The organism is Mucilaginibacter sp. BGA-UO-ETr-C110, from assembly GCF_059567985.1.
Map to the genome: position 1 here is coordinate 1560475 of NZ_JCAQPB010000002.1, position 26036 is coordinate 1586510.

The 26036-nt window shown below is 42.3% G+C and carries 18 protein-coding genes; 15 read left to right on the forward strand and 3 right to left on the reverse strand.

Features of this window, described 5'->3' with window-relative positions; translation table 11 throughout:
- The first annotated feature begins 385 nt into the window (after nt 1-385).
- Both AC57BQ_RS07635 and AC57BQ_RS07640 read left to right on the forward strand, forming a co-directional pair.
- Entirely contained in the window at nt 386-3139 is a 2754-nt protein-coding gene (locus tag AC57BQ_RS07635; protein ID WP_496405708.1) for an ABC transporter permease, read from the forward strand.
- Between the two features lie 34 nt (nt 3140-3173).
- Nucleotides 3174-5537, forward strand: coding sequence for an ABC transporter permease (locus AC57BQ_RS07640; protein ID WP_496405709.1), 2364 nt, complete (start codon nt 3174-3176; stop codon nt 5535-5537).
- Between the two features lie 6 nt (nt 5538-5543).
- On the opposite strand, the gene AC57BQ_RS07645 is transcribed toward AC57BQ_RS07640, so the two are convergent.
- Entirely contained in the window at nt 5544-5978 is a 435-nt protein-coding gene (locus tag AC57BQ_RS07645) for a DinB family protein (RefSeq protein ID WP_496405710.1), read from the reverse strand.
- 84 nt (nt 5979-6062) lie between these two features.
- Here AC57BQ_RS07645 and AC57BQ_RS07650 point away from each other — a divergent pair, with 84 nt between their 5' ends.
- The 5 genes from AC57BQ_RS07650 to AC57BQ_RS07670 all read left to right on the forward strand — a co-directional run bounded on the left by AC57BQ_RS07650 (nt 6063) and on the right by AC57BQ_RS07670 (nt 14926).
- A complete protein-coding gene (locus tag AC57BQ_RS07650; RefSeq protein WP_496405711.1) occupies nt 6063-7301 on the forward strand; it encodes a nucleoside recognition domain-containing protein in 1239 nt (412 codons plus the stop codon).
- Between the two features lie 228 nt (nt 7302-7529).
- Complete coding sequence (locus AC57BQ_RS07655) at nt 7530-11678, forward strand: PKD domain-containing protein (RefSeq protein ID WP_496405712.1); 4149 nt, start codon at nt 7530-7532, stop codon at nt 11676-11678.
- Nucleotides 11679-11681: 3 nt separating this feature from the next.
- On the forward strand, nt 11682-12719 hold the full coding sequence (locus tag AC57BQ_RS07660) for a PorP/SprF family type IX secretion system membrane protein (RefSeq protein WP_496405713.1): 1038 nt from the start codon (nt 11682-11684) through the stop codon (nt 12717-12719).
- Between the two features lie 228 nt (nt 12720-12947).
- Nucleotides 12948-13580 (forward strand): RNA polymerase sigma factor, encoded by a 633-nt coding sequence (locus AC57BQ_RS07665; RefSeq protein WP_090470797.1) that lies wholly within the window; start codon nt 12948-12950, stop codon nt 13578-13580.
- A complete protein-coding gene (locus AC57BQ_RS07670; protein WP_496405714.1) occupies nt 13577-14926 on the forward strand; it encodes a hypothetical protein in 1350 nt (449 codons plus the stop codon). The genes AC57BQ_RS07665 and AC57BQ_RS07670 overlap by 4 nt, the downstream gene beginning before the upstream one ends.
- An 85-nt stretch (nt 14927-15011) precedes the next feature.
- Here AC57BQ_RS07670 and AC57BQ_RS07675 read toward each other — a convergent pair whose 3' ends face one another.
- Complete coding sequence (locus tag AC57BQ_RS07675; protein WP_496405715.1) at nt 15012-15680, reverse strand: NAD-dependent epimerase/dehydratase family protein; 669 nt, start codon at nt 15678-15680, stop codon at nt 15012-15014.
- A gap of 1 nt (nt 15681) precedes the next feature.
- On the reverse strand, nt 15682-16251 hold the full coding sequence (locus AC57BQ_RS07680) for a TetR/AcrR family transcriptional regulator (protein WP_496405716.1): 570 nt from the start codon (nt 16249-16251) through the stop codon (nt 15682-15684).
- 238 nt (nt 16252-16489) lie between these two features.
- Between AC57BQ_RS07680 and AC57BQ_RS07685 the strand changes: the two genes are divergently transcribed.
- The 8 genes from AC57BQ_RS07685 to AC57BQ_RS07720 all read left to right on the forward strand — a co-directional run bounded on the left by AC57BQ_RS07685 (nt 16490) and on the right by AC57BQ_RS07720 (nt 25998).
- Nucleotides 16490-17314, forward strand: a complete 825-nt coding sequence (locus AC57BQ_RS07685) for a glycosyltransferase family 2 protein (RefSeq protein WP_496405717.1) — start codon at nt 16490-16492, stop codon at nt 17312-17314.
- Between the two features lie 15 nt (nt 17315-17329).
- Nucleotides 17330-18775, forward strand: coding sequence for an oligosaccharide flippase family protein (locus AC57BQ_RS07690; RefSeq protein WP_496405718.1), 1446 nt, complete (start codon nt 17330-17332; stop codon nt 18773-18775).
- 147 nt (nt 18776-18922) lie between these two features.
- The gene (locus tag AC57BQ_RS07695; RefSeq protein WP_496405719.1) at nt 18923-20596 is read left to right on the forward strand and encodes a hypothetical protein; all 1674 of its coding nucleotides are present in this window, start codon (nt 18923-18925) and stop codon (nt 20594-20596) included.
- The gene (locus AC57BQ_RS07700) at nt 20586-21554 is read left to right on the forward strand and encodes a glycosyltransferase family 2 protein (protein ID WP_496405720.1); all 969 of its coding nucleotides are present in this window, start codon (nt 20586-20588) and stop codon (nt 21552-21554) included. The genes AC57BQ_RS07695 and AC57BQ_RS07700 overlap by 11 nt, the downstream gene beginning before the upstream one ends.
- Nucleotides 21551-22624 carry a glycosyltransferase family 4 protein gene (locus AC57BQ_RS07705; RefSeq protein ID WP_496405721.1) on the forward strand — a complete coding sequence of 358 codons (1074 nt, stop codon included), beginning with the start codon at nt 21551-21553 and terminating at the stop codon, nt 22622-22624. Before AC57BQ_RS07700 ends, AC57BQ_RS07705 begins: the two co-directional genes overlap by 4 nt.
- A gap of 2 nt (nt 22625-22626) precedes the next feature.
- Entirely contained in the window at nt 22627-23757 is a 1131-nt protein-coding gene (locus tag AC57BQ_RS07710) for a DUF1972 domain-containing protein (protein WP_496405722.1), read from the forward strand.
- Nucleotides 23732-25051 carry an O-antigen ligase family protein gene (locus AC57BQ_RS07715; protein ID WP_496405723.1) on the forward strand — a complete coding sequence of 440 codons (1320 nt, stop codon included), beginning with the start codon at nt 23732-23734 and terminating at the stop codon, nt 25049-25051. The genes AC57BQ_RS07710 and AC57BQ_RS07715 overlap by 26 nt, the downstream gene beginning before the upstream one ends.
- A gap of 26 nt (nt 25052-25077) precedes the next feature.
- A complete protein-coding gene (locus tag AC57BQ_RS07720; protein ID WP_496405724.1) occupies nt 25078-25998 on the forward strand; it encodes a nucleotidyltransferase domain-containing protein in 921 nt (306 codons plus the stop codon).
- Nucleotides 25999-26036: the final 38 nt, after the last annotated feature.

The window sequence follows — 26036 nt, forward strand, 5'->3', positions numbered from 1 at the left end:
TTACGGGGTCAAAACTGAGCAAACAGTATTACCAAATATTTAACGCCACGTTAAGTATTAGGGCTATTTGTTAATAAAAAGTAATGTACTCCGGGCAAAAATGGAAAGTCCACGCCCGGAAAATAATGGAAAAAGAAGTTAAAAAAGATGATTATTTAATTTACAGATAACGTTAAAATTATATTAGAATGATAAGGTAATTTTTTAATTACTTGTAATGCTTTTATTAACACAGCAATTCCACACCAATAAAACCGCACACCTATCGTAACGTTTCCGAACAGTATTTATAAATAAAAATTCGCAAAATATTTATTATCAATAAGTTAATCGTTTGGCACGAAATTTAAATGTGATGGCAACAGTTACCGTATCGTTTAAAAAGATGAAACTTAAGGATCGGATCTTGGAACTGGCGGTTAAAAACTTAGCCAGGAATGCCACTATTGAAGAATTACAGGAACTGGATGATTTCCTGAACAAAAACCCTGATGCATTTGAGGTATTACGGCTGTTATTGGCAGATTGGACGTTTCACGAACAGGCATACAAAGAGGATACCGATCGCAACTTTGCAAAATTAATGGCGCGGATCAAATCCGTTGAGTCCCATCAAATTTCGCAGACTGTTGCATCAAACTATAAATGGCAACCTGAAAGAAAGTTAATTACTTCCCTTGAAAATGGAATGATCATGATAAAAAACTATTTGAGGAGTACGTTTCGGAATATCAAAAGAAACCCCTTTATTTCATTCATCAACATATTTGGTTTAACCATTGGTTTAACCTGCTGCCTGCTTATTTTAAGCTATATTATTAACGAGCGTAGTTATGATAAATTTAATACCCATGCGAAAGATATTCGCCGGGTAACGCGCATTTTTTATTCCAGTAAAAATGTGGAGAGCTTGCATTTAAGCGCGATTGCGCCGCCATTCGGACCTTTGCTCCAAAGTGCATTTCCTGATATTAAAAAAGTAACACGGGTTTTACTTATCCATACTACGGCCTTTCACTATAAAGACAAGCTGTTTAACGAAGAGAACAGCGTTTTTGCCGATGAAAATTTCTTCAATTTTTTCACTGTACCTGTAGTTAAAGGCGACCATAGTAACGCGCTGAAAGAGCCTTACAACATTATGCTGAGCGAAGCCATGGCCAAAAAGTATTTCGGCGATTCCGATCCGATCGGGAAAGGCATATTGCTGGATAACGTTTATCTGGGTAAGATTAAACACGACTTTAAAGTTACTGGTATATTTAAAGCTTTTCCGGCCAACTCGCACATGCACCCCGACATACTGATGTCGTTCAGTACCTTAAAAGATCCGGCAATTTTTGGCGCGAACAGCTTAACGAACGATTTTGGCGGTAATGCCTTTTTCACCTACCTGCTTTTCCCGAAGGACTATAATACCGACAGGATTGAAAGCCAATTGCCTGATTTCCTGGATAAATACGTACACCTTGGCGGTATGGCCGGCAACGCTAAAACACACGATGGTACTAAGCTTACGTTTCAAAAGCTCACCGATATACACCTGCGCTCACATCTGGATGATGAGTTTGAACAAAATGGCGATATCAAAAGGGTATATATATTTTCGGCTATAGCCCTGTTTATTTTGCTGATAGCCTGCATCAACTACATGAATCTATCTACCGCGCGATCGGTATTGCGGGCAAAGGAAATTGGTATCCGCAAGGTTATCGGGGCACAGCGAAAGGAGATCATTAGCCAATTTTTAAGCGAATCGGTAATGATCACCTGGCTCGCGCTTGCACTGGCTATAACGGCAACGGCATTTCTGCTGCCCATGATAAATCATTTGGCAAACACCAATCTCGCGTTTAACAGCCTGCTGCAATGGCAAATTTTGGCGCCTGTTTTGCTCCTGCCATTTATAATAGGTCTCATCAGCGGTATTTACCCGGCCATTTTTATGTCGTCGTTTTTACCGGTGAAGGTTTTGAAAGGTATTATAAAAACCGGCTCAGGTGGAGTGTCATTCCGCAAGGTGCTGGTTGTTTTGCAATTTTCTATTTCGATTATCCTGATCGTGGCCACTACCGTGGTATACCGCCAATTGCAATACATTCAAAAAGCCGATTTAGGTTTCAATAAGGATGCCGTTTTAACCATGGGGTATGTTGGACAGCTAAATCCTCAATATGATGCATTTAAGGCAGATCTGCTTAAAAACGCAGCTATAAAAGAGGTTGGCCGCTCATCGCGTATTCCATCGGGCCGCCTGCTCGACTTCCAGGACGGGTCGGTTTTGGTAGATGGCGTCATGAAACCCATTAAAGGCGACCTGAAATGCATCAGCACCGATTACAGCTTTATACCCACTTATGGCATGAAAATGGCTGCGGGACGCAATTTCTCGAAAGCGTTTTCAACCGATACCAATAACTTTATTGTAAACGAGGCGGCGGTACGGTCGCTGGGCTGGAAAACACCGCAAAATGCTATCGGTAAGGATATTAAGTATGGAGATGTCAGCGGCAAAGTTATCGGCATCGTTAAGGATTTTCACTTTGAGTCATTGCACCAGGCCATTACCCCGCTGATATTTCGATTGCCATCGAACAACGGTTACAATATCATGTCGGTAAAGGTAAATAGTCGCGATGTCCAAACCGCAGTGAGCTCGCTGCAAACCACCTGGCATAAATATCTGCCCGAAACACCTTTTGATTTTACCTTTCTGGATGATAAATTCCGTCAACTATACAACAGCGAACAACAGCAAGGCAGCTTGTTTACTATATTCTCGTGTATCGCTATATTTATCGCTTGTTTAGGGCTATTCGGCTTATCGGCGTTTACCATTACCCAGCGGGTTAAGGAAATTGGCGTAAGAAAGGTACTGGGAGCAAGTGTGCAGCAAATTGTACTTACGTTATCAAAGGATTTCCTGCTGTTGGTTTTGATATCAGCTGTAATAGCCATTCCGGTAGCCGGATGGTCGATGCATGAATGGCTGGCTGATTTTGCTTTCCATACCGATATGAGCTGGTGGATATTTGCAGCAGCCGGTATTATAGCGCTGATCATAGCGTTTGTAACTATCAGTTTTCAATCTGTTAAAGCAGCGCTGGCTAATCCCATAAAAAGTTTAAGAACCGAATGATCATATTAAGTATGATCTTAAAACAACCATAATCATGTTACAAACCTATTTTAAACTTGCTTACCGGAATATCATAAAGGACAAAGCCTATTCCCTTATTAATATAACCGGTTTGGCCATAGGCCTGGCATCAAGTATCCTGATTTTGCTTTGGGTGCAAAATGAATTAAGTTACGACAAGTTCCATAAAAATGCCAACCAGATCTATCGTCTCGCCTGTGATCTGGGCGATTCAAAAACGGTAGGAACTCCGGCAGGTGCGCCCGCCGGTTTGAAAGCAGAAATACCGGTTGTTAAAAATACAGTTCGTATAAAACCAGGCATTACCACTTTGCTGGAAACAGGTAACAAGAGATTTCAGGAAGAGCGTGTGTTTTATGCCGACGCGAGTTTTATGGATGTATTTTCTTTTCCCCTGGTGAAGGGCGACCGTGCCACGGCCTTAAAACAGATAGATGGCGCTTTAATAACGCAGGAAATGGCTGCAAAATACTTCGGAAAGGAAGACCCTATTGGCAAGACAATACGAAAAGATAATAAAGAAAACATTGTTGTAACAGGCGTTTTGGCCAATATCCCCCCTAACTCCGACCTGCAATTTGATTTCATCCTGCCAATGGCATCCTTAGCCAGAACCGATGATGATTTGAAAAATAGCGTATGGAATAACTTCAATTTTTATGATTACGTTCAATTAGATAAAAGTTTTGATCCTTCTGCTGCCAATTTATCAAGGCTGGAAAAGCAAATTGATCAAATCTTTCGCAAACATGATTCGATGAAGGCCGCATTCCAATTGCAGCCTTTAACCAAGATCCACATGGCACCCGAAAGAGGGGGAGACTCGCCGGGGCATGGAAACGCGCAATATGTAAACATCTTTTTTATTATCGCCATTTTGATATTGGTAGTAGCCTGTATCAATTTTATGAACCTGGCTACCGCACGTTCGGCCCGCAGGGCCAAAGAAATTGGCTTACGAAAGGTGGCTGGCGCTGTACGTGGGCAGTTGATCATCCAGTTTTTAAGCGAATCTGTATTTATTTCTTTCCTGTCCTTATTGCTTGCGTTCGGGATCGTTGTTTTATTCCTGCCGGCATTCAATGAGCTGGCTAACAGAAAATTGGTCATTGATGTATCTGATGCCAGGCTTTGGTTAAGTCTTTTCGGCATAGCCTTGTTAACCGGGCTCATCTCCGGCAGCTACCCTGCCCTATTCCTTTCCGGCTTTAATCCGGTTAAAGTGCTCAAGGGTAATGTAAAATCAATGGGGGGCAATTTATTGTTCCGTAACGCTTTGGTCGTAATTCAATTCATGGTTTCCATTGTATTGCTGGTAGGTACAGTAGTGATTTACAATCAGCTTAAATTTATAAGAGACAGGAACCCCGGATTTGACAAAGCCAATCTCCTATATGTACCGATGACCGGGGATATGTGGCACAAGCAGCAGGCTTTAAAAGACGAGTTAAAAGGAAATCCGCTTACCAGCGATTTTTCCATTATTAGTGACCTGCCTACCAACCTGGGAGCCTGGACTGTTAGTGTTGACTGGGCCGGCAAAGATCCCCACTCGCAATTGTCTTTCCCGGTAACGGCTGTTGATGAGGATTTTACCCATACATTCAGGATGAGGTTAGTAGCAGGACGGAGTTTTTCGAGAGCATTTAAAGCCGATTCAAATAATTATATGGTTAACGAAAAAATGCTGAGCGTTATGGGTTTAAACGCCAGTACGGCAATAGGTAAATCATTAACGCTTTGGGGTAATAAGGGTACCATAATTGGTGTAGTGAAAGACTTTAATTTTAAGCCGGTTCAGCAGGCCATAGAGCCATTGGTTATGCCCTTTAATAAATTAGGTGGTTTTGTAATGGTAAGAACATTACCTGGTAAAACCAAAGCCACCATACAGGCCCTATCAACCATAAGCCAGGAACTCAACCCCGCCTACCCTTTCAAATTTGATTTTCTTGATCAGGACCTGGCTAACCTTTATAAAGGCGAACAGCAGATGGGCAACATTTTTAATCTTTTTGCAGCGCTCGGTATTTTTATATCTTGCCTGGGTTTATACGGCTTATCTGCCTTTATGGCCGAGCAGCGTACTAAAGAAATTGGCGTTCGGAAAGTGTTAGGCGCATCTGTGTTTAACCTGGTCTATTTATTATCCTCAGGGATCACCAGGCTGATCGTTATAGCTATAGTTATAGCCATACCACTTTCCTGGTACGCGGTGAATAGCTGGCTGGCTGGTTTTGCCTATCATATTCACGTTGGTTGGCTTGTATTCTTCATCGCATCAGTATCGGCCCTTGGCATTGCCTGGTTAACGGTGAGCTATGAATCGATAAAAGCTGCCGTTGTTAACCCTATCAAGAGTTTGAGGACAGAATAGATCGCATTAACCAATCTGTTTTAAGTGATGTTTTAGGTGTTCCAGGTAATCATTGGCCAGCCAGGCCACTGTTTGCAGGTTGGGTTCCAGTTTGCTGTTGTCGCAACGGGCGCCCACCCTATCCAAAGGATAGTTTTTTAGTACACTGATGATCTGTTTATTGAGTAAAGTCCAAAGATCGATCAGATCATTGATGTCAGCATCCTGGTAACGCTGTACGGTTACCCAGGCGTCTTGCTCATAGGTAAGCCTGAAGTTTTCTTCATAAGTGCAGCGTATAAACCGTTGCAGATTGATATGCGCGCTATCGATCAGGTGGCCCAGGATCTCTTTTTTTGACCATTTGCCGGGTGCCGGGCGGGTTTCCCAGTCAATTGCTTGTGATCTGATATCCTGAAACTCATTAATAATATCGGTTAATTGTTGTGCAACGTTGTTCATTTTGGCTTATTCAAATAGTATTTAAAGATTGTTATTTCATATTAAATAACAAAACCATTAACTTCAAAGCCTTAAACATTACTGATGGTTCTTAATTATATCTGGATAGCCTTTTTCTTGATCGCCTTTGTGGTTGCCTTTATCAAACTGATCTTTTTTGGTGATGCAGACGCGTTTAAGCTATTGGTCGACGGTATATTCAGTTCATCCAAATCGTCGGTAATGGACATCGCTTTACCTTTGGTTGGCGCTATGGCTTTTTGGCTGGGTATATTGAATATCGGCGAAAAGGCGGGCGCTATTAACTTCCTTTCGCGGATTGTAGGGCCTTTCTTTAGCCGGCTTTTCCCTGAGGTACCCCGTGATCATCCGGCAACCGGACAAATGCTGATGAATTTTTCGGCTAATTTATTAGGACTTGATAATGCCGCTACCCCTCTGGGCTTAAAAGCCATGGGCAGCTTGCAGGAGTTAAACCCGGATAAGGAGTCGGCCTCAAACGCCCAGATCATGTTCCTGGTGTTGCATACTTCGGGCTTACAATTATTACCTGTTACTATTATAGCACAGCGTGCCATACTAAATGCTGCCAATCCTACTGATGTATTTATCCCCTGTATCATTGCCACTTATGTAGCCACCGTGGTAGGTTTGCTTGTGGTGGCCGTTAAACAAAAAATAAACCTGTTGGATAGAGTAATTATTACCTGGCTTGGGGGCTTAACCGCTTTTATAACCCTGTTGGTTTGGTGTTTTACTCATTATTTAACCAAAGGACAGATTAGTGCGGTATCCAATATTGGCAGTAACTTTTTGCTGTTTACTATACCTGTACTGTTTATTCTGGGTGGTTTGATTAAAAAGGTGAATGTGTTTGATGCTTTTATTGATGGTGCTAAGGTTGGGTTTGAAACCTCTGTAAAAATAATACCTTACCTGGTGGCCATGCTGGTAGGTATCAGCGTTTTTAGAAGCTGCGGCGCTTTGGATTATATGAACGATGGTTTACGCTGGGTATGTACACAATTTAACTTCAATACCCGTTTTGTGGATGCTATGCCTGTAGCTTACATGAAACCCCTGAGCGGATCTGGTTCAAAAGCCATGATGATCAACACGATGCAAACCTTTGGCGTGGATAGCTTTGCCGGGCGACTGGGCTGCATATTTAATGGTTCGGCAGATACCACTTTTTATATCGTAGCCCTATACTTTGGCTCGGTGGGTATTAAAAAATCACGTTATGCTATCCCGGCAGGTTTAATAGCTGATTTTGCCGGTATCATTGCCGCTATCCTGGTGGCCTACTTATTTTTTGGTTAATCATTTTATCTTTAGCGAATTTCGTAACTTTCTGATAAGTTAATTTCAATTATAGTCTTCTATTTTTTTGTAACCAGCAGGAAAAATATTCCGTATAAGAGTGCTGATTTGGCATCATGTGATAACCTACTCATGATCGCTTTAATGGTTCACAACTGTTTTGCCCCCAAATTCACCTTATCGGCCGGTGAGTTAAGAAGCATTTGATCATCATGAAACCAATTTTTAATGAGCATAAGTTACGCTAAAAAATTATTTTTTTTAGTCATTTTCATTCTACCTGTACTATCCGCCCGGGCGCAAACCATCAATGTTGGTAATGTTGATGTGGGACCCTATGGCCAAGGCTCAACCATCAGTATGCCTATAAAGTTGAGCAATGGCTCCGGTTGCTTTGCCATGAACAATGTATTTGATCTTTACCTGTCAGATGCTAACGGCAATTTTGGGGCACAAAAAAAGATAGGCACCATCAGCGGTTTTTATGCCACATTTGTGAACGGCATTATCCCCGCGGGAACACCCGCCGGAACCGGGTATAAATTACAAGTGGTATCAACAGTACCGGTTATAACTAGTGGGACCTCCTCGGCCTTTACTATTAATAATTCTGCCGGAGTTGTTGCCGCGGTCAGTTCCCAGATCATTAATCCGCAATATCCCGAAGTATTCGGAACGTGTAACGGTACACCAAACACTACCACAAAGTATACTTTTTTAAATCAGTCCACATCCGGGGCATCGGTTACGGCTACTTTTTTTAATGATCTGGCACAAGTGGCCGAAGGAGGCACAGTTCCCATTTCGCCAAGCGCCATTCTCAATGCCAATGCCGCAAACTATACTGTAACAGTTAAAGCGGTAAATGGCGGTATTGTAGGTACAAAATCCTATTTGCTGATGAATAACGTGGCCAATAGCGGGCTGGGCGCTACAGGTATCACTTCCGTATGCCTTTCAAATGGTAGCGGCGACTTAACTTTTAATGCCGATATCACATCACCGCAAACCGGTTTGCAGAATAATTATCCTGGGCATATCTATAAAGTAAACTGGGGCGATGGGTCCAGCAGTACATTTACACTTTGTGAGATCATGGCGCAAAGCGGTAAAATTGTACATACTTACAGTGCATCATCGTGTGGTAGTATTGTTGCTAATATCAAGAATGTTTTTAAGGTCGATCTTCAACTTTCAGGCGTTTATTGTGGTGATATTGGTACCCCTGCAACCAAATATGCCCAGGTACTTGCACCACCTGTAAATAAAATTTCCAATGTTGATGTAGGGTGTGCAAATACACCTATTACCTTTGCCAATACCTCTTACCCGGGTCAATCAGCCAGCACTACCAACACTTCTGCAAGTTGCGTTAACACTGATGCCAAATATTCCTGGTATGTGGATGGTGACCTGAAGGTACAGAATTACGGAGCTACTCAACCTTTTATTTACACTTTTACCACAACAGGCATACACAATGTAAAACTTGTTCTGCAAAACACGGCCGGTATTTGTGGGGCATCGGATGTTATCAATCCTATTTGTATTCAGAATCCTCCAAAACCCATATTTAATTTCCCTGTGAAAGCCGGTTGCGGGCCTTTAACTTTAATACCCGATAATACTTCGGTAATTGATGCTAATTGCGATAATACAAATTCATACCAGTGGATAACCGCCGGGCCGGGTACGGTTACTTATGCGGATAATACGACTGCTAATAGCCAGCAACCTCATATGATTTTTACCAAAGCCGGTGTTTATCGTGTTAACCTCATCATCAATACCAAAAGCTGCGGCCCGGTTTTGGGTACCGAACAAAGCATAACGGTTGATGATGTGCCAACAGCCCAATTGTCGGCAGATGCATCGGTATGTGGTATTAACCAAACCCTTAAATTCAATACAGACGCCGGTATTACGCACACAGTTTTGGGTGGCATAGGCGAGCTTAAACCTGATTCATATACCTGGACAATAAGCGGCGGCACATATGATTTTACCGGTGGTACAAGTGTAAATTCCCAATATCCGCAGATATTATTTCATGATGCGGCGACTTATACCATTAATGTGGCCGTAAAAAATGGTTGCGGTCCTCCGGCAACGGCTACGCAGCATCTTACTTTCCAGGTATCGCCTACCATTAGCGCCAGTGGTCCTGCTACGGTTTGTGCGGGTTCAGATATCAATCTTACAGGCACGGTACCAAGCGGCACGGTAACCGGTCAAGTATGGTCTGGTGGCACGGGGTCTTTTAGTGCCTCTACTTCTCTGGTTACGACTTATACCCCATCCGCTGCTGATATAGCAGCGGGCAAAGTAACCTTCTTGCTAACCGGTACAACTTCGTTAACCCCACCTTGCGATAAGGTTGTAAGTACGGTTACAGTTATCATTCAACCGCAAACAGTGATCACCAGCGTTCCTGTGGTTAATAATCAGTGTTCCGGAACTGCTCTTAGTTATCACATAACCTCTACACCCAGCAGTACCTACAGCTGGACTGTCGACCCCACTAAAACATCCCCATCAATTACGGGCTACACCAATGGAAGTGGTTCTGTTATCAATGATGTACTCACCAATAGCGACCCTTTAAACTCGGCTACTGTTACCTATATTATACAGGCTACCGGCGGTAACTGTAACGGCGATCCCTTTACTTTAACCGTTAATGTTTTACCTGCGCACATTACAGCTAGTTTTACAAGCAGTGTAACAGATGGCTGCGGACAGCTCCCCGTTCAATTTACCAATACCTCTGTACCACTCAGCAGTAGCTTTACCTGGGATTTTGGCGATGGTAATACTTCAACTGAAGTTAGCCCGTCACATACATTTGCGCCCGGTACCGATGGTAAGGATAAAACTTATACAGTGACTTTACAATTGGTTAGCTCATGCGGTAATGTAACCGCCACGCCTATGCAGATCACGGTGCACCCGGCAGCACCGGTAGCGCTTATCCTTCCAAGTCCGTTAAGTGGTTGTTCGCCGTTTGATGTGACTGTGCAAAACGCGTCGCCGGGTAATAATAAAACCTATACTTATCACTTATATGACCCAACTACACAACAGGATGTTCTACCATCGATAACGCTTACAGATAAAACTCCGGCTGTTTTCCATGTAGTTTCTACATTAGCCAAATTGTACAAATTGTATATGGTAGCCGAAGATCTTTGCGGTAATACCACAAAAAGTATAGAATGGCCCATTTCGGTATCGCCACCCGATTTTGTGGCAAAAACCTTTGTGACGGATAATAATAACAAAGGTTGTATGCCTTTTGCTACCAGCTTTGTAAATGCCTCTACAGGTGGCGATTTGTTTACCTATAATATATATGCTCCCAATGGTGATGTTACACATATAACTGCGGGCGGTCTGGGCAGTACACTCGATTATACCTTTAACCAGGCTGGTGTTTACAATGTTTCTATAACAGCGGCTAATGGCTGTTCGTCTATCGAATCGGATAAAGTAACAGTTACGGTAGATCCGTTACCATTGCCTGCTTTCTCTGCCGATGTTACCACGGGTTGTAAAACGCTGACAGTAAACTTTACGAACAGCACCCAAGCGCCGGATGCCAATTCCAGCGCGAGTTCATATCAGTACGACTGGGATTTTGGCGATGGCAGTCCTCACGTGTTTGAGCAAAATCCGGGCCCGCACACCTACCAGTTTAGTAACACGCCATTTACTGTTACATTGTTGGTTACCAATCCGGTAACCAGCTGTACGGCCACTGCTGTTAAAAATAGTTATATCACCGTAAATCCTCCGCCTTTTACCGCGTTTGGAGTGAAGCCGGATACCGTTATCAGCATACCTAATTACCGGTTTACCTTTGTGGATCAAACCACCAACGCACCTACACAATGGCACTGGGATTTTGGCGATGGGCAAACTTCCAACAATCAAAATCCAGCGCATACCTATATTGACACAGGCACCTATAAAGTAACCCTCACCGCTTATCGTGGAAGTTGCGACAGCGTAATTTCGCATAAGGTTCATATTACAGGGATACCTGGTCAGCTCTATCTGCCAAATGCTTTTATGCCAACCAGTGGTTCAACCGAGCTTCAAAAATTTATAGCCAAAGGCTCCGGCATCAAAAAATGGCGCCTGCAGGTATACAATAATTACGGTCAGTTGATGTGGGAAACCGATAAACTCGAAGACCCGAAAGGTACACCGGTAAATGGTGATGGCTGGGATGGCACATTCAGAGGAGCACCGGTACAGCAGGGTGTTTATATATGGCAGGCTTCGGCAACATTTATAAACGGAACAGAATGGAAAGGTATGAGCTATAATCACTCCTTACCTAAACGCACAGGTACCATCAATTTAATACGATAGCAGATGCGCAACCAATTAAAAAAAGGCATTTTATTTTTTGTAGCCCTGCTAACAGGTATGGTAACTTTTGCTCAGGATCATATGTATTCGCAGTTCTTTAATTCGCCGGTATACTTAAATCCGGCGTTGAATGGCCAGTTTCCCGGCGATCTGCGCATGAACCTCATTTACCGTAATCAATTTACATCGGTACCGGGTGGCTTTAATTACATCACCGCATCTATTGATTATAATATCCCCCGGTTTGGCGGTGGTGTAGGCTTACTATTTACCCGTGGCAGCGAAGGAGCTGCGGGGCTTGTAAAAAATAATATAGCAGGTGTTTATTCCTACAGTGTGGGTTCTGAAGATTTTGTATTGTCATTTGGTTTACAAGCGGGCATTACCAATCGTTCGGTTAATTATGGTAAACTGGTATTCAGCGATCAGATCGACCCGCAATTTGGTTATGTACCTGGTACCCCTACGGCCGCGGAGCCACCGCTTTTTGATAACCGCTATTATTTTGATGCCGGTGTGGGTATCAACCTGGTCGTTAGCGATTTTAATATTGGCGGGGCATTACAACATATTAACCGGCCTAACGAGTCGTTTACCGGCATCCCGGCCAAATTACCCATGCGGGGCACAGCACACGCCAGTTACCGGCTCGACCTGAACCCTTATGCTAACCTGGACGAAGACGAAAAATCATTCCTGATCCCATCGGTTATCTTATATAAGCAAGCCAGCGCGCAATCCATCAATGCCGGGATGCAATTTAAAAGGAGAAGCATTAACGCGGGTCTGTGGTACCGCACCGGTGGATCGGCGGGGCCAAGTGCGGTAGTACTCTCGCTGATATTTGACTTGTTCACCCATCGTGATGGTGGCGAAAAGTTACGCCTGGGGATAAGTCATGATGCTCCTTTTGGCGGTTTAAATTACAGTAATACCAGCGGTTCATCAGAAGGAAGCATTGGATATGAAACTACGCTCCCATCCCGTTCCGATGCTTACCGTAAATTTGAGGGATCACGGCGTTGTTATGATTTTTATTAAACAGGCATTCATTTTAATCATTAGCTCATTTTGGTATAATTAAGATAACTCTATATTGGGTTTTAGTATATTTACCCCTGAATTCTTCCCTGGGTTTAGTGGTTTTTAACTGATCATGTATTTTTTTCAAAAAAATTAATTGTACAGGCAACCTTTTAATACCGGGCTACGTGATGACTGTAAAACTGATAAATAATAGTACAATTTAACCCCATTTGAACCCCTTATATGGGAGAAGCGGAACTACAACAACTTATTGCGGGCTGTTTGCAGCAAAGCCGAAAGGATCAGAAAATGCTTTACAAGGCATTTTATGGCTTTGCTATGAGCATATGTTTGCGATATGCCGGTAACCGCTATGAAGCTGCGGAGATCATGAATCAGGGTTTTTTAAAAGTATTCACTAATTTGCATAAATATGATACGGGTCGTCCGTTCATTGCCTGGGTTGGCCGTATTATGATGAATACTTCGGTTGATTATTACAGGAGTAACCTGAAACTGTCGCTTAATGATGACCTTGATGCTGCTGAAGATATAGGTCATGATGAACTACCCGATCAGAAATTGAATTATGACGATCTGCTGAGCATGATACAGCAGCTGCCAAATGCTTACCGTACCGTATTTAACTTGTTTGCTATTGAAGGTTTCTCGCACGAAGAAATAGCAACCCAGTTGGGTATCAGCACAGGTACTTCAAAATCAAACTTATTTAAAGCGAGAGAAAAACTAAAAATTATGGTACTCAACTCCGGCCGTTTGCCGGACAATGGTTCTGAGGATATCCGGCACAAAATTATTGCCATAGGTGCGATCAGCGTTGGAATATCACACTTGATTGAATTAATAATGCGATGAAAGGGAAAAACGAAAATAAATTAGATCAGCTATTCAAAGACGGGTTATCCGGCTCTGAAGATCATTTTGCTTTTCGTGAGGAGGATTGGGCTTCTATGGAGCGCCTGCTGGATAATAAACCCAGCAAAAAGGTGGTCATCAGGAGGATAATTTATTACTCAGCGGCTATAGCAGCTCTTTTACTGCTGGCTGTGGGATTATTCTTCTTTAACAGGAGCGATAAAGCAAAGAATGAGTTGGCAGTTAAGCCAAAGACTAAAACAGATGCACCTGCACCTGTAAGGAAAGATATTGACCAAAAAAATACTGACCAAAACAACCAAGCTATAAAAGACAAGGATTCAGTTAAGAATGTTAACCCGGGTACTGAAAACCTGGCTAAGAATGGGGTAAATAGCAATAAAGATAAAACAGGATCAACCTTGGGTATTACTCCAGGTAAGCGTAATCAGCAAAACAATATACCTGTTGATCAAAGTCCTGTAAATCCGAATGTGCCGGGCAATAAAACTACAAAAGACAGTGCTGATAAGAACAAAACTGCCCCTCCGGTAGATAATAATAACAATAATGCAGTCGATCCGTCGAAGATAGCTTCTAAGACCGATCAAACTCAAAATAACCTGGCTGTCAATCCAACTAATACCAAGCAACCGGATACGGCAGGTAATGTAACAGCCCCGTCTGTACAACAAACTAAAAAAGATAAGCCATCCCTTAAACCGATATTAAGGACCGGGCCACGCTTTACCCTGGCCATACTGGCCGCACCAGATTTCAACGCGGTTAATTCATTTAGCCGTAACCAGGTAGGTACAAACTTTGGTGTGCAATTGGGTATTCATCTGTCTAAAAAGTTCAGTATATCAACCGGTGCATCGTATGCTGTTAAACCATATCAGGCCAGTGGCAGTCAGTATAACTCTGCTAATTGGCAAGGTGTGCCAGCTGCTAATCTTCCAAATTATATAACGGCCAATTGCAAGGTTTTAGATATACCATTGAACCTGAATTATCAATTCTATACTCAGGGGAAAAACAAGTTTGCGGTAGGCAGCGGTTTATCATCCTATATTATGTTGCGTGAAAACTATCACTTTGAATTTGCCGATGGCAGTGGGAAACCATCATATGATATCCAGGTTGATGGCCGCAACCAGCACTGGTTAGGCGTACTGAACTTAAATGCTACTTATGAGCGTAGGATCAATTCTAAATTCAGTACCATTATACAGCCTTATATGAAGCTTCCTATTACCGGTATCGGCGTGGGGCGTGTTGACCTCAGATCAACAGGTGTGGCGGTTGGTGTAAGCTGGAATATTAATCCATTCAAACCTAAATAAAGAAGAGTTAAAGAAATAAAAAAGCCCCATGGTTTTAGAAACCGCGGGGCTTTTTAGTATAGGCATTTTTTAATATTAAAAAATTTTACTGGTTTTTAGTCAGTAAAATGATGTCTTTTCCTTCTATAACCTGCTTACTATAACCATCTTCGGTAATGTTGATCATGGCATGGGATAATTCCTGTAACGTAACAAAACCGGCGGGATACAAGGCCCTGCCGATGGGGAATAGCCAGTTGATATATTTATAAAAATTGTGTGTGTTTAACAAACCCTTTATCGGCTTAATAAAAGCCGGGCGAAAGGCAAATACCTGCTTAAAGGGGAGTTTCATCAAATCATTCTCTGTTTTTCCTTTAACGGCAGCCCAACCTTTGCCCTTTTCATTGCTATCTGTTCCGGCTCCGGAGATATAGCAGAAGACCATATGCGTATTGAGCTTACTTAGGGTTTCAGCTACATGCATGGTTAGCGTGTAAGTTAATCTGAAGAACTCCTCCGCCTTTATCCCTACAGACGATACACCTAAACAAAAATAACAGGCATTATAACCCGATAATTCGTTTTCAATGGCCGAGAGATCAAAAAAGTTGCTGTGTATCACCTCCTTAAGCTTGGGATGTGTAATGCCCATGCTTTTCCTGTTGATCACAAGTACAGCTTCTACATCAGGATGCTGTAAACATTCATGCATCACCCCCTCGCCTACCATGCCGGTGGCGCCGGTTATAATAGCCCTTATTTTTGTTTTCATATTATGCTGGGTTGACTAACATTAACCAGGTGAGGTCAAATGCTTCGTTAATGATCTGTTCTTGTTTGTCTGCACACAGGTCACATTTCACCAGGAACTCATACATCCCGTTGATCTGGCTCCAGGCAAGCGTAGCGATCAGCTCGGTGGGCAAATTTTTAAATATTCCGGCCTGTACGGCACCCTCTAAAAGTTGCGTATGTTGGCGGGAATGTTTGGCTATATCCTCGGCCGGAACCAAGGCCAGGTGCGGCGAAAAATGGAATTGTTGAAGAAAAAAGAACTCTTCCGGACGTGCAACTGCCCATTTTAATGAGTACACAAACATATTCCTGAACTTGTCTTTAAAGATTTCGCCCTGGTTGATCTTTTCAAACAGGTACTCGTTCAGCTCCTCTTTTGTTTGGTTGTACAGGGCTACTACCAGCTCGTCTTTGGTTTTAAAATAATGAAAAAGCGTACCGTTGGATACACCTGCCTCGACTGCTATTTTACTGGTAGGCGTGCCATGAAAACCGTATTGTACAAACAATTTTAAGGCTGCTGAAAGAATTGATGCTGACTTATCCATATATAAACTGACTAATCACTCTACAAATGTATTCAAAATTGAGCTCCTGCAAACTATTTCTTTGGTTAACAGGGCTTAGATCATAAAATATTAAAATAAAACGACAATTCTTTATACGCCGGGCAACCCTTTGCTTCAAAGCTACGATATATTAATAGACGCCTATGTTAGAACCTGCGGGCATATCCAGGTTCTGCTGATGGTGTTGTAAAAGCTTGATAAATTTTAATTATCTGCCATGGTACCTGTTTCAGTTGTGATCATTACTAAAAACGAAGCCGAAATGATAGGCCGCAGCATCACGATGCTCAGGCAGCTAACCGATGATATTATTGTGGTTGATAACGATAGTACCGATCATACCATTGATATTTCAATAGAGAATGGTTGCCGGGTTTATCAGAAAAGTTGGGACGGTTACGGAGCCAATAAAAACAAGGGTATTGCGCTTGCCCGCTATAACTGGATACTAAGTATCGACGCTGATGAGATCCCTGATACAGCCTTGCTTACATCCATCAATAAGCTAAAACTTGACGATAGTAATACCGTTTATGATATACCTTTTAAGGCCTACTACGGTAATAAAGCCATCAACTTTGGCAATTGGGGCCGAGATCATCATATCAGGTTATTTAACCGTACCCGGGTAAAATGGTCAGAACCACCCGTGCACGAAACATTGATCCTACCGCAAAATATGCATGTTAAAAAATTGAGCGGTCATTTGCATCATTATTCGGTTAAAAACGCGCAGGAGCATGAAGCCAAAACCATTCATTACGCTCAGCTGAGCGCTTTAAAATATCTGCAAAGTGGTAAAAAAGCCAGCCTGGTAAAATTATACTTGGCTCCCTTGTTCCATTTTGTAAAAGCTTATGTATTTTTATTAGGTTTTTTAGATGGAAAAGAAGGCTGGAACATAGCCCGGATGGCCTTTAAAAACACCTGGTTAAAATATTATTATCTGGATAAAGCCATACAGAATCCCGTACAAAAGAAAAACCTATATGAAGCACCTGTTATGGCATATGAATTTAAAGCTAATGCCCATACCGAATAAAGCAGGGCGCCGCCCATGAAAAAAAGGCTGATTCAAAATCTTTCGGCCAATACACTGCAATTGGTAATCAATCAATTGTTCGGGGTGTTAATGTTCTATGTGCTCTCCGTAAATCTGGATAAGGATAGTTTTGGGCTCATTAATCTCGCGCTTACGGTAGTATTTACCGCATTCAATATTCTTTCTTTTGGCATCGACCAAACGGTGGTTAAAAAGGTAGCTAATGGTGATGATACCCGTGGCGTACTGTCCATTTATATATTCCATGTGGTTTTTACCGGGATCTTATTTTACGGAATCCTGTTACTGGGCAAACTGTTTTTTACAGGCGATGCCTTACTTTATCGCCTTATTTTATTTATTGGTGCCGGTAAACTGATGATCTTCTTTTCCACCCCACTGAAACAGGTATCAGGGGGAATGGAGCGGTTTAAGCTGCTGGCTTATATGCTGGTGGTGTCAAATGTAGTAAGGGGTTGTGCGCTGGTAGTGCTGGCTGTAACCCATTTATTAAGCATTACCAATACCATGTGGGTGTTTGTAGCCGGTGATACGCTGGAATTGTTATTCACTATCTTCCTGTTCAAAAAATACATCAATATTTCTATCACGCCGCGCTGGAATAAAGCAGACTACGGTTTGTTAGTCAGGCAATCGTTACCTCAGGTGGGTGTAGTATTGATCACCTCGGCCCTGGCCCGGTTCGACTGGCTGTTTATCGGCTTTATGGTATCAGCTATAAAACTGGCCGAGTATAGTTTTGCCTACAAAGTATTTGAGATCTCTACCTTACCCCTGCTGGCCATAGCCCCATTATTAATACCCAGGTTTACCCAATTGTTTAAAAATGAAAGCTATGATGGAGGTAACCTCAAACTGCTCATCCGGGCAGAGATGGTCATCGCTACATTTACTGGTTTACTGTTAAACATGTGCTGGAATCCGGTTATTGATCACATCACCAGGGGGAAATATGGAGCCGTAAATAGCCATACCATTTTCATCTTGTCATTATGCCTGCCGTTCATATACCTGATGAATTTTTTCTGGACGATAAATTTTGTACAAAACCGGTTAAAAATGATCCTGCAGGTTTTCCTGATAACGTTTGGTGTAAATGTGGCCGGCGATCTGCTGCTTATCCCCTTTTTTAAAAACGAGGGCGCGGCTATTGCTTTTTTAGCATCCTGCGTTGTACAGGCTATTTTGTTTAGTTCAAAAAATAAAATAACGGCACTGCATAACAGCTTGCTTATTTTATTAACCTGCACCACTTGCGCACTCACCAGTGGCTTAATAGCCAAATTACTGTTTCAAAACTTCTGGATTGCCCTAACAGCTTCGGCAGTCTTTTACTTTCTAACCTTAATATTAACACGGCAAATCCAAACCGTCGACTATAAAGATATCCGCAAAATGCTGGTAAACACAGAGAGCCAAGAGCCAAGAATCAAGAGTTAAGATAAAAACACCTGTTAAATCAAGCGCAAAGTCAATTTAAGGTATCATCTTTCTTGATTCTTGACTTTTGTCTCTTGGTTCTTTTTTAAAATAACTCAGGCAACCAATCCCATTTTCAGGTCGTAATGATTATAAAGAAACCGGAGAATGTTGACCAAAGCAGTGGCTTTTTATACGGATAAAATAAAGGATAAGGTGGATTGGAGACTACTCACCTTTTTGCTGTTGTTTTTAAATGTAAAGCTGGCCGTAAAAATTCCGGTTATTATTCTGTTTAGCTTATGGCAGTTCAATTTCAAATTCGGTTTTCGGTTTAAGGATTCCCGCCTGCCGCTTTTTTATCCGCTGATTATTGTCATTGCTTTAGTTAACTGGATTATCTATAAAGATTATGTCAACGGGAATTACAACATCATGTTATTTGTCGGTATTGGTTTTTGGCTCCTGTGCATATTGGCCATACACCAGGTTAAATTGGCTGTTGATAGCAATCCGCCCGAAATAGTACACCAAACCATATCGGTTTTCTTTATTGTAAATACCCTGATATCAGTATTGACACTTGTTGTTATCATTTTAAAAACACATGCTATCAATCCCTATACCTACCAGGGAGAATATCAGAAATACTTCATTAATACCGGCGATTATATCAAGGGGATAACCTTTGATACTTCCATTACCAATGCCACACTGAACGCCTTTGGTGTAATTTACTTTTTGATCAGAAAAAACGCGGTAATGCTTTTGGTTTGCATGGCTACGTTGTTGCTTACGGGCAGTAATTTTATTAATCTGGCCTTATTACCCATATTGCTGTTGCTGTTTGCTTTTAAAACCAATCGCTATCAAAAAAGCCTTGTTGTAGTTTGTCTGGTCTTTTTGATTGTTTTTATGGCGAAAATATCGCCGCAGAATGACAAATATGCTGCTCAAACGCTGGTATATGTATTTCATAAAAATAAACCTGTAAATACCGTTGAACCACCCGTAAATACGACAACAAACCTACGTATTACAGACAGGCCCGATAACACGCTGACGCCTGAGGAACATAAACAAAAGATAGCTACTTTATATCTGGATAGCATTGGTAAAATACTGGATTCGATAAGGGTGGGCAAACGCTCCAAATATGCAAAAAACGTTTACCTGGCCAATGGCGGTCGTGTAGCTGTTACCGAACCTGATATTAACGACGATTACCACCAAAGCAAAAAGGAAACACCGGTTGAGCAATTACAACTGCTGGATTTTATAAAGGCACACAAGGCCGTTTTGCCTATATCCGGAAATGATAATTATACTCCCGGATTACCCGGCAAGACTATAGGTTTTTTGCAAACTACCGCCCTGTTTCGCGGGCATTTGAGCAAGACTTTAACCGGAGTTGGCATGGGCAATTTTTCATCAAAGATCGCTTTCCGTGCGGCAGGATTGGGTTTTGCAGGTGGTTATCCTTCGCGTAACATTTATATCAATCATGATTTTTTGGTCAATCACCTTGATCTGTACCTGAATTTCTTTAGCAGACGATCAGGTCTTCATTCCTTAACCAATAGCCCGTTCTCGGTTTATGATCAATTGCTTGCCGAGTACGGTGTAATCGGCCTTGTTTTGTTTATAATATTTTATGTGGGCTTTTTTGCCAAACATTATCAAAAGCTTACTTATGGCTTGCCCATTTTGTTTTTAATGCTGGCCGTGCTGTTTACCGATTACTGGTTTGAACAACTATCGGTAATAGTATTTTTTGAGCTGCTCTTATTGCTCAATATCAAAGAAAATCAAACCGTTAAGCCCCCTGGTTATGAATTTTGACACACCCAAAATAACGGTTTTAATGCCTGCCTATAACGCGGGTAAATACATCGCGGATGCTATCGGGTCAGTCTTGGAGCAATCGTTTACCGATTTTGAGCTCCTGATCATTAATGATGGATCGACAGATGATACCGCCGATGTGATCAATTCGTTTACCGATCCCCGGATAGTGATGATATACCAGGACAATAAAGGGGTATCCCTGGCCTTGAATACCGGGTTAAAATATGCCCGCGCCCCTTACATAGCCCGGTTTGACGCCGATGATGTTTGTCATCCCGAGCGCTTGCTGCTACAATATGATTTTATGATAAATAATCCCGAATACAGTATTATAGGCTCCGCAGCCGACTACATGGATATGGAGGGTACTTATCTTTTTACCTCCACCCCGCCGGCTATCAATAATGAAGATATTCAGCAGCTGGCATCTTCTGTTTGCCCGTTTATACACTCCACCGTATGCTATAAAAAAGAGGTGATCGTAAAGGCAGGTGGTTATAATGAATATGCCTATACCTATGAGGATCATTTTTTATGGGTAAACATTCTTAAAGGTCAAAAGGCATATAATTTTTCGCAACCATTAATAAAACTGAGGTTAAACCCCGAATCCATCACTATTGACGAAAAGTGGCGCCCACGAAGGTTTCTCGAAATAAAATATGCCACACTTAAAAGCAGGGTCATCACATCTGATGAGGGCAGCCAACTAACCGAAATGGGCGAAAAACAATACTCGCACCAGGTTAAACATGGCTCTTATTACGCTTTATGCGCCAAAAAATTACTGGTCAATAATTACCATCCGCAAAAGGCTCGCTTGCATGTAGCCAAGGCTATCAGCATATCACCCTTACGGTTGGATAATTACCTATTATACACTGTTAGCTACCTGCCAGAAAAACTGGTGACGTGGTTACATAAAATGACTTCCGGGAGGCAGGCACAATGATCAAAGTAGCATTTATAACCCGGTCAACAATATACACCGTACCCGGCGGCGACACGATTCAGGCTGTACAAACGGCCCGTCACTTAACAGAAATGGGCATTACCGCCGATATCAGGCTGGCTAATGAAAGTATCCATTACAATCATTACGACCTGTTGCATTTTTTTAACCTTACCCGCCCGGCTGATATCCTGTACCATAGCCAAAAGGCCGGTAAGCCTTATGTGGTATCCACCATATTGTGCAATTATGGTGAGTACGATAAATATCACCGTAAAGGCGCAGGCAGGCTGCTGCGTTACCTGTCGACCGATACCATTGAATACATTAAATCCATAGCCCGTTACCTGCTGGGGCGCGATAGCCTGGCAAGTTTGTCTTATACCTGGCTTGGTCAGCGTAAAAGCATCAAGAATATACTGAGCCGGGCCGCCATGATCCTGCCCAATTCGGAATCCGAATACCGCCGGGTTATCCAATCGTACGAACGCAAAGTAAAACACCTGGTAGTACCTAACGGTGCCGATCAGAACATGTTTCAGTATGACCCGGAGATCAAAAAAGATGAAAAACTGGTGATATGCGCCGCCCGCATAGAGGGGATCAAAAACCAGCTGAACCTGATACGCGCCTTGAACAATACCTCCTACCGTTTACTGCTCATCGGTACACATGCCCCCAATCAGTTGGCCTATTATCAGGAATGCCGTGAAATAGCCGCGGAAAACGTTGGTTTTATTGATCATATTCCGCAACAGGAACTGGTAAAATATTACCGGCGTGCAAAAGTCCATATTCTTCCCAGTTGGTTTGAAACCACCGGCTTGAGCTCGATAGAAGCCGCGCTCATGGGCTGCAATATTGTAACCAGCGACAAAGGCGATGTGCGCGAGTATTTTGCCGACGACGCTTTTTATTGCGATCCGTCGTCACCTGAAAGTATCCTGGCTGCTGTTGAAAAAGCGAGCAGCACCCCTTATAACGAAACTTTAAGGCACCGCATATTAAAACAATACACCTGGAAACAGGCCGCTTCACAAACATTAAAAGCATATCAATCAGTATTATAGCCATGAAATTACGTATAGCCATATTAGGTACCCGGGGCATCCCCAATTATTACGGCGGATTTGAGCATATATCTGAATATGTTTCGGCCGGTTTGGTAAAACGCGGGCATTCGGTAACCGTTTACAATTCGCACAACCATCCGTATACCCAGGATAGCTGGAACGGCGTAGAGATAAAACACTGTTACGACCCGGAATACCTGATAGGTACCGCCGGACAGTTTATTTATGATATGAACTGCCTGCTGGATGCCCGCAAAAATAAGTTTGATGTAGTACTGATCATGGGTTATACCAGCAGCTCGGTTTGGGGTAAACTGTATCCCAAAAACAGCACCATCATTACCAACATGGATGGCATGGAGTGGAAAAGGTCAAAATACTCCAAACCGGTACAGCAGTTTTTAAAATATGCCGAAAAACTGGCCGTAAAATACAGTCATTATTATGTAGCCGACTCCAGGGTGATCAAATCATACCTGGCAGATAAATATAATATCAACAGCGAATACATTCCTTATGGTGCCGATGTTTACTCAGATCTGGAACGAGAACAGTATGACTTTAGTGAAGCCTTAAAAGAGGATTACTTTTTGCTGATGGCGCGCATGGAGCCCGAAAATAATATTGAAACCATTTTAGATGGCTTTAATAAAAGCAATTCAGATAAGAAATTTAAAGTTTTGGGTGATACCGGCAACCGCTTTGGTAAATATATTACCAATAAATTTAATAACGACGAGCGTATAGAATTTAAAGGAGCCATTTTTGATACCCCCAAAGTACGGTCGTTACAAAATAACTCTTACTTGTATTTTCACGGGCATAGTGTTGGTGGTACCAATCCGTCGTTATTGGAAGCTATGGCCAGCGAAGCTCTTATTGCCGCGCACAACAACCCATTCAACAAGTCGGTGCTGAATACCGACGCTTTTTATTTTTCAAATGCCGGCGAAGTACAGGAACTGGTAGAAACTGTGCAGCGGAAAGATCCGGAAAAAAGTATGGTGATGAATAACCTGTATAAGATCCAATACCAGTTTAACTGGGAAAGGGTGATTGACCAATACGAGGAATTTATTGTTGAAAGCTATAAACACGCCAATCATGAAGCAATTATTGCTCATCAATGATACCGCTGCCAATAAGATCAGCTATTACCATGTGCTGTTGCTCATGGCAAGTTTACCGTTCGATCTTTTTTACAGCCATATCATCCTGATCAGCTTTACGTTACATACCCTTATTCACCTGGATAAGGGCCGTTTACGATCATTGCGTTCGTTTAAACTGCTGGTACTGCCTTCTGTTTTGTTTGTTACCATCATTGCTACCCTTTATACCACCAATCTGCAAGCGGCCTTTACCGAATGGACGCTACGGATACCACTTTTGCTGTTCCCGGTTGTGTTTTTATTGAATGGCCTTGATCTGAAAAAGTACCGGGAAAAGCTTTTGCTGGCGTTTTCGCTGGTTTGTACATTGACTATTTTTTACCTGTTCGCGGTAGTTTTGATAACCATCAGGTTTTACCATATGCCATTGCGTGCCATTTTTAGCGAGGGTTTTACCAATCATAATTTCGCGGGGCCGATAAATATTCATGCTACTTTTTTTTCATTCCAGCTGGTTATAGCATTGGTTTATTTATTATCCATTTTAATAAAAGGGATACCATCCCGATTATTAAAAGCAGGATGCATCATCAGCTGCCTTATCCTGGTAGGTGGCATGGTTCAGCTAAGTTCCAAATCCATATTGGTTATCCTTTTTATGGTTGGGAATGTGGTACTCCCCTGGTATTTACTAAAGGGCAAACAAAGGCGGCTGTATATGCTCACCGGATTGGTAGTCACCGTAATAGGTATCACAGGTATTTTGAGCATATCAACATTCAGGGATCGCTATGTAACTCTTCTGAAACAAGATATTTCAACAGATAAAACCATCCCCCGGAATTCAGATTCGCGCCTGGAACGTTGGCGGGTTGCCGCAGCCCGGATAAAAGATAAACCATTAATGGGCTACGGATCAGGTTCTGAGATCAGTTTGCTGAAAGACGATTTTTATGATGCAAAACTGTACAGCTCTTTCCTCAAAGGATTAAATTCTCATAACCAGTATCTCAGTTTCCTGTTGAAATCAGGTATCTGGGGATTGACTATTTATTTGCTGACACTGGTTTACGGCTTTAAAATAGCCTTCAAAAGAAAAGATGTTTTATTCATCAGCTTCATGCTGGTCATAGCTGTTGTGTCGGTTACCGAAAATATACTGGATGTGGATAAAGGCGTGATGTTTTATAGCTTTTTCTTCTCCTTTTTTATGCTCTCGGCTCCTGATAACGAAACAATTATTAAAGAGCAGCAAAAAACTGATGATTATTTAATTTCGCTGGCAACCAACGTATTGGCTGTTACGTCATAATAGTATACTACTAAATACACAGCACCGTGGCAGAGATCAAAAAAAACATATTAGCAACACTGGCTTACTTCGATGTGTTCAACTATCCGCTTACGCGGGAAGAGATAGGTTTGTTTCTGCCTGTTAAATGTGACCCAATAGCATTTGATATGGCCATGACCTGTCTTGTGGGTTGTCGGCTAATTTACCGATTCGACAGGTTCTATACCTTAAAGAATGATCCATACCTCATTAAAAGAAGAAATGATGGGAACCAGAAAGCAGCCGAAATGATAAAAACGGCACGCAAAGTGGGTAATATTCTCATCAGGTTCCCCTATGTGCGCGGTATTGCCATTTCGGGCTCGCTGTCTAAAAATTTTGCTGATGCCGAGTCAGATATCGATCTGTTTATTGTTACCGCCCCCAACCGGATGTGGGTGGCCCGCACGCTGATGCACCTTCTAAAAAAATTGACCTTCCTGGTTAACCGGGAGCATTACTTCTGTATGAATTATTATATAGATGAGCAGCAACTGGAAATTGCCGAAAAGAATATATACACAGCCACAGAGGTTGTTACCCTGATCCCGATACAGGGTGATACTACCTTTGCCGATTTTTTTGCCGCTAATGCTTGGACGCGTAATTACCTGCCCAATCACATTATGCGGGTATCAACAGCTAAACCCCTAAGCAAACGGCCGCTAAAAAGCCTCGTAGAGTGGTTATTGAACAATCGTCTGGGCGAATTGCTGGATAATAAATTAATGAGGATAACGGCCAGCCGCTGGGAGCAGAAAACCCGTGAAAAAAGACTAAACGATCATGGTATGTTGCTGGCCATGGCAACTGGTAAGCACTATGCCAAACCCGATCCAAAGAATTTCCAAATTAACCTGATCAGTCGTTACGAAACACGAATAGCGCAATTGCTGGTCGAAAATCAGCATAGCGTAGCGAATTAATAAATAATGGACATGAAAAGGCCTACTTGCGCTTGTTT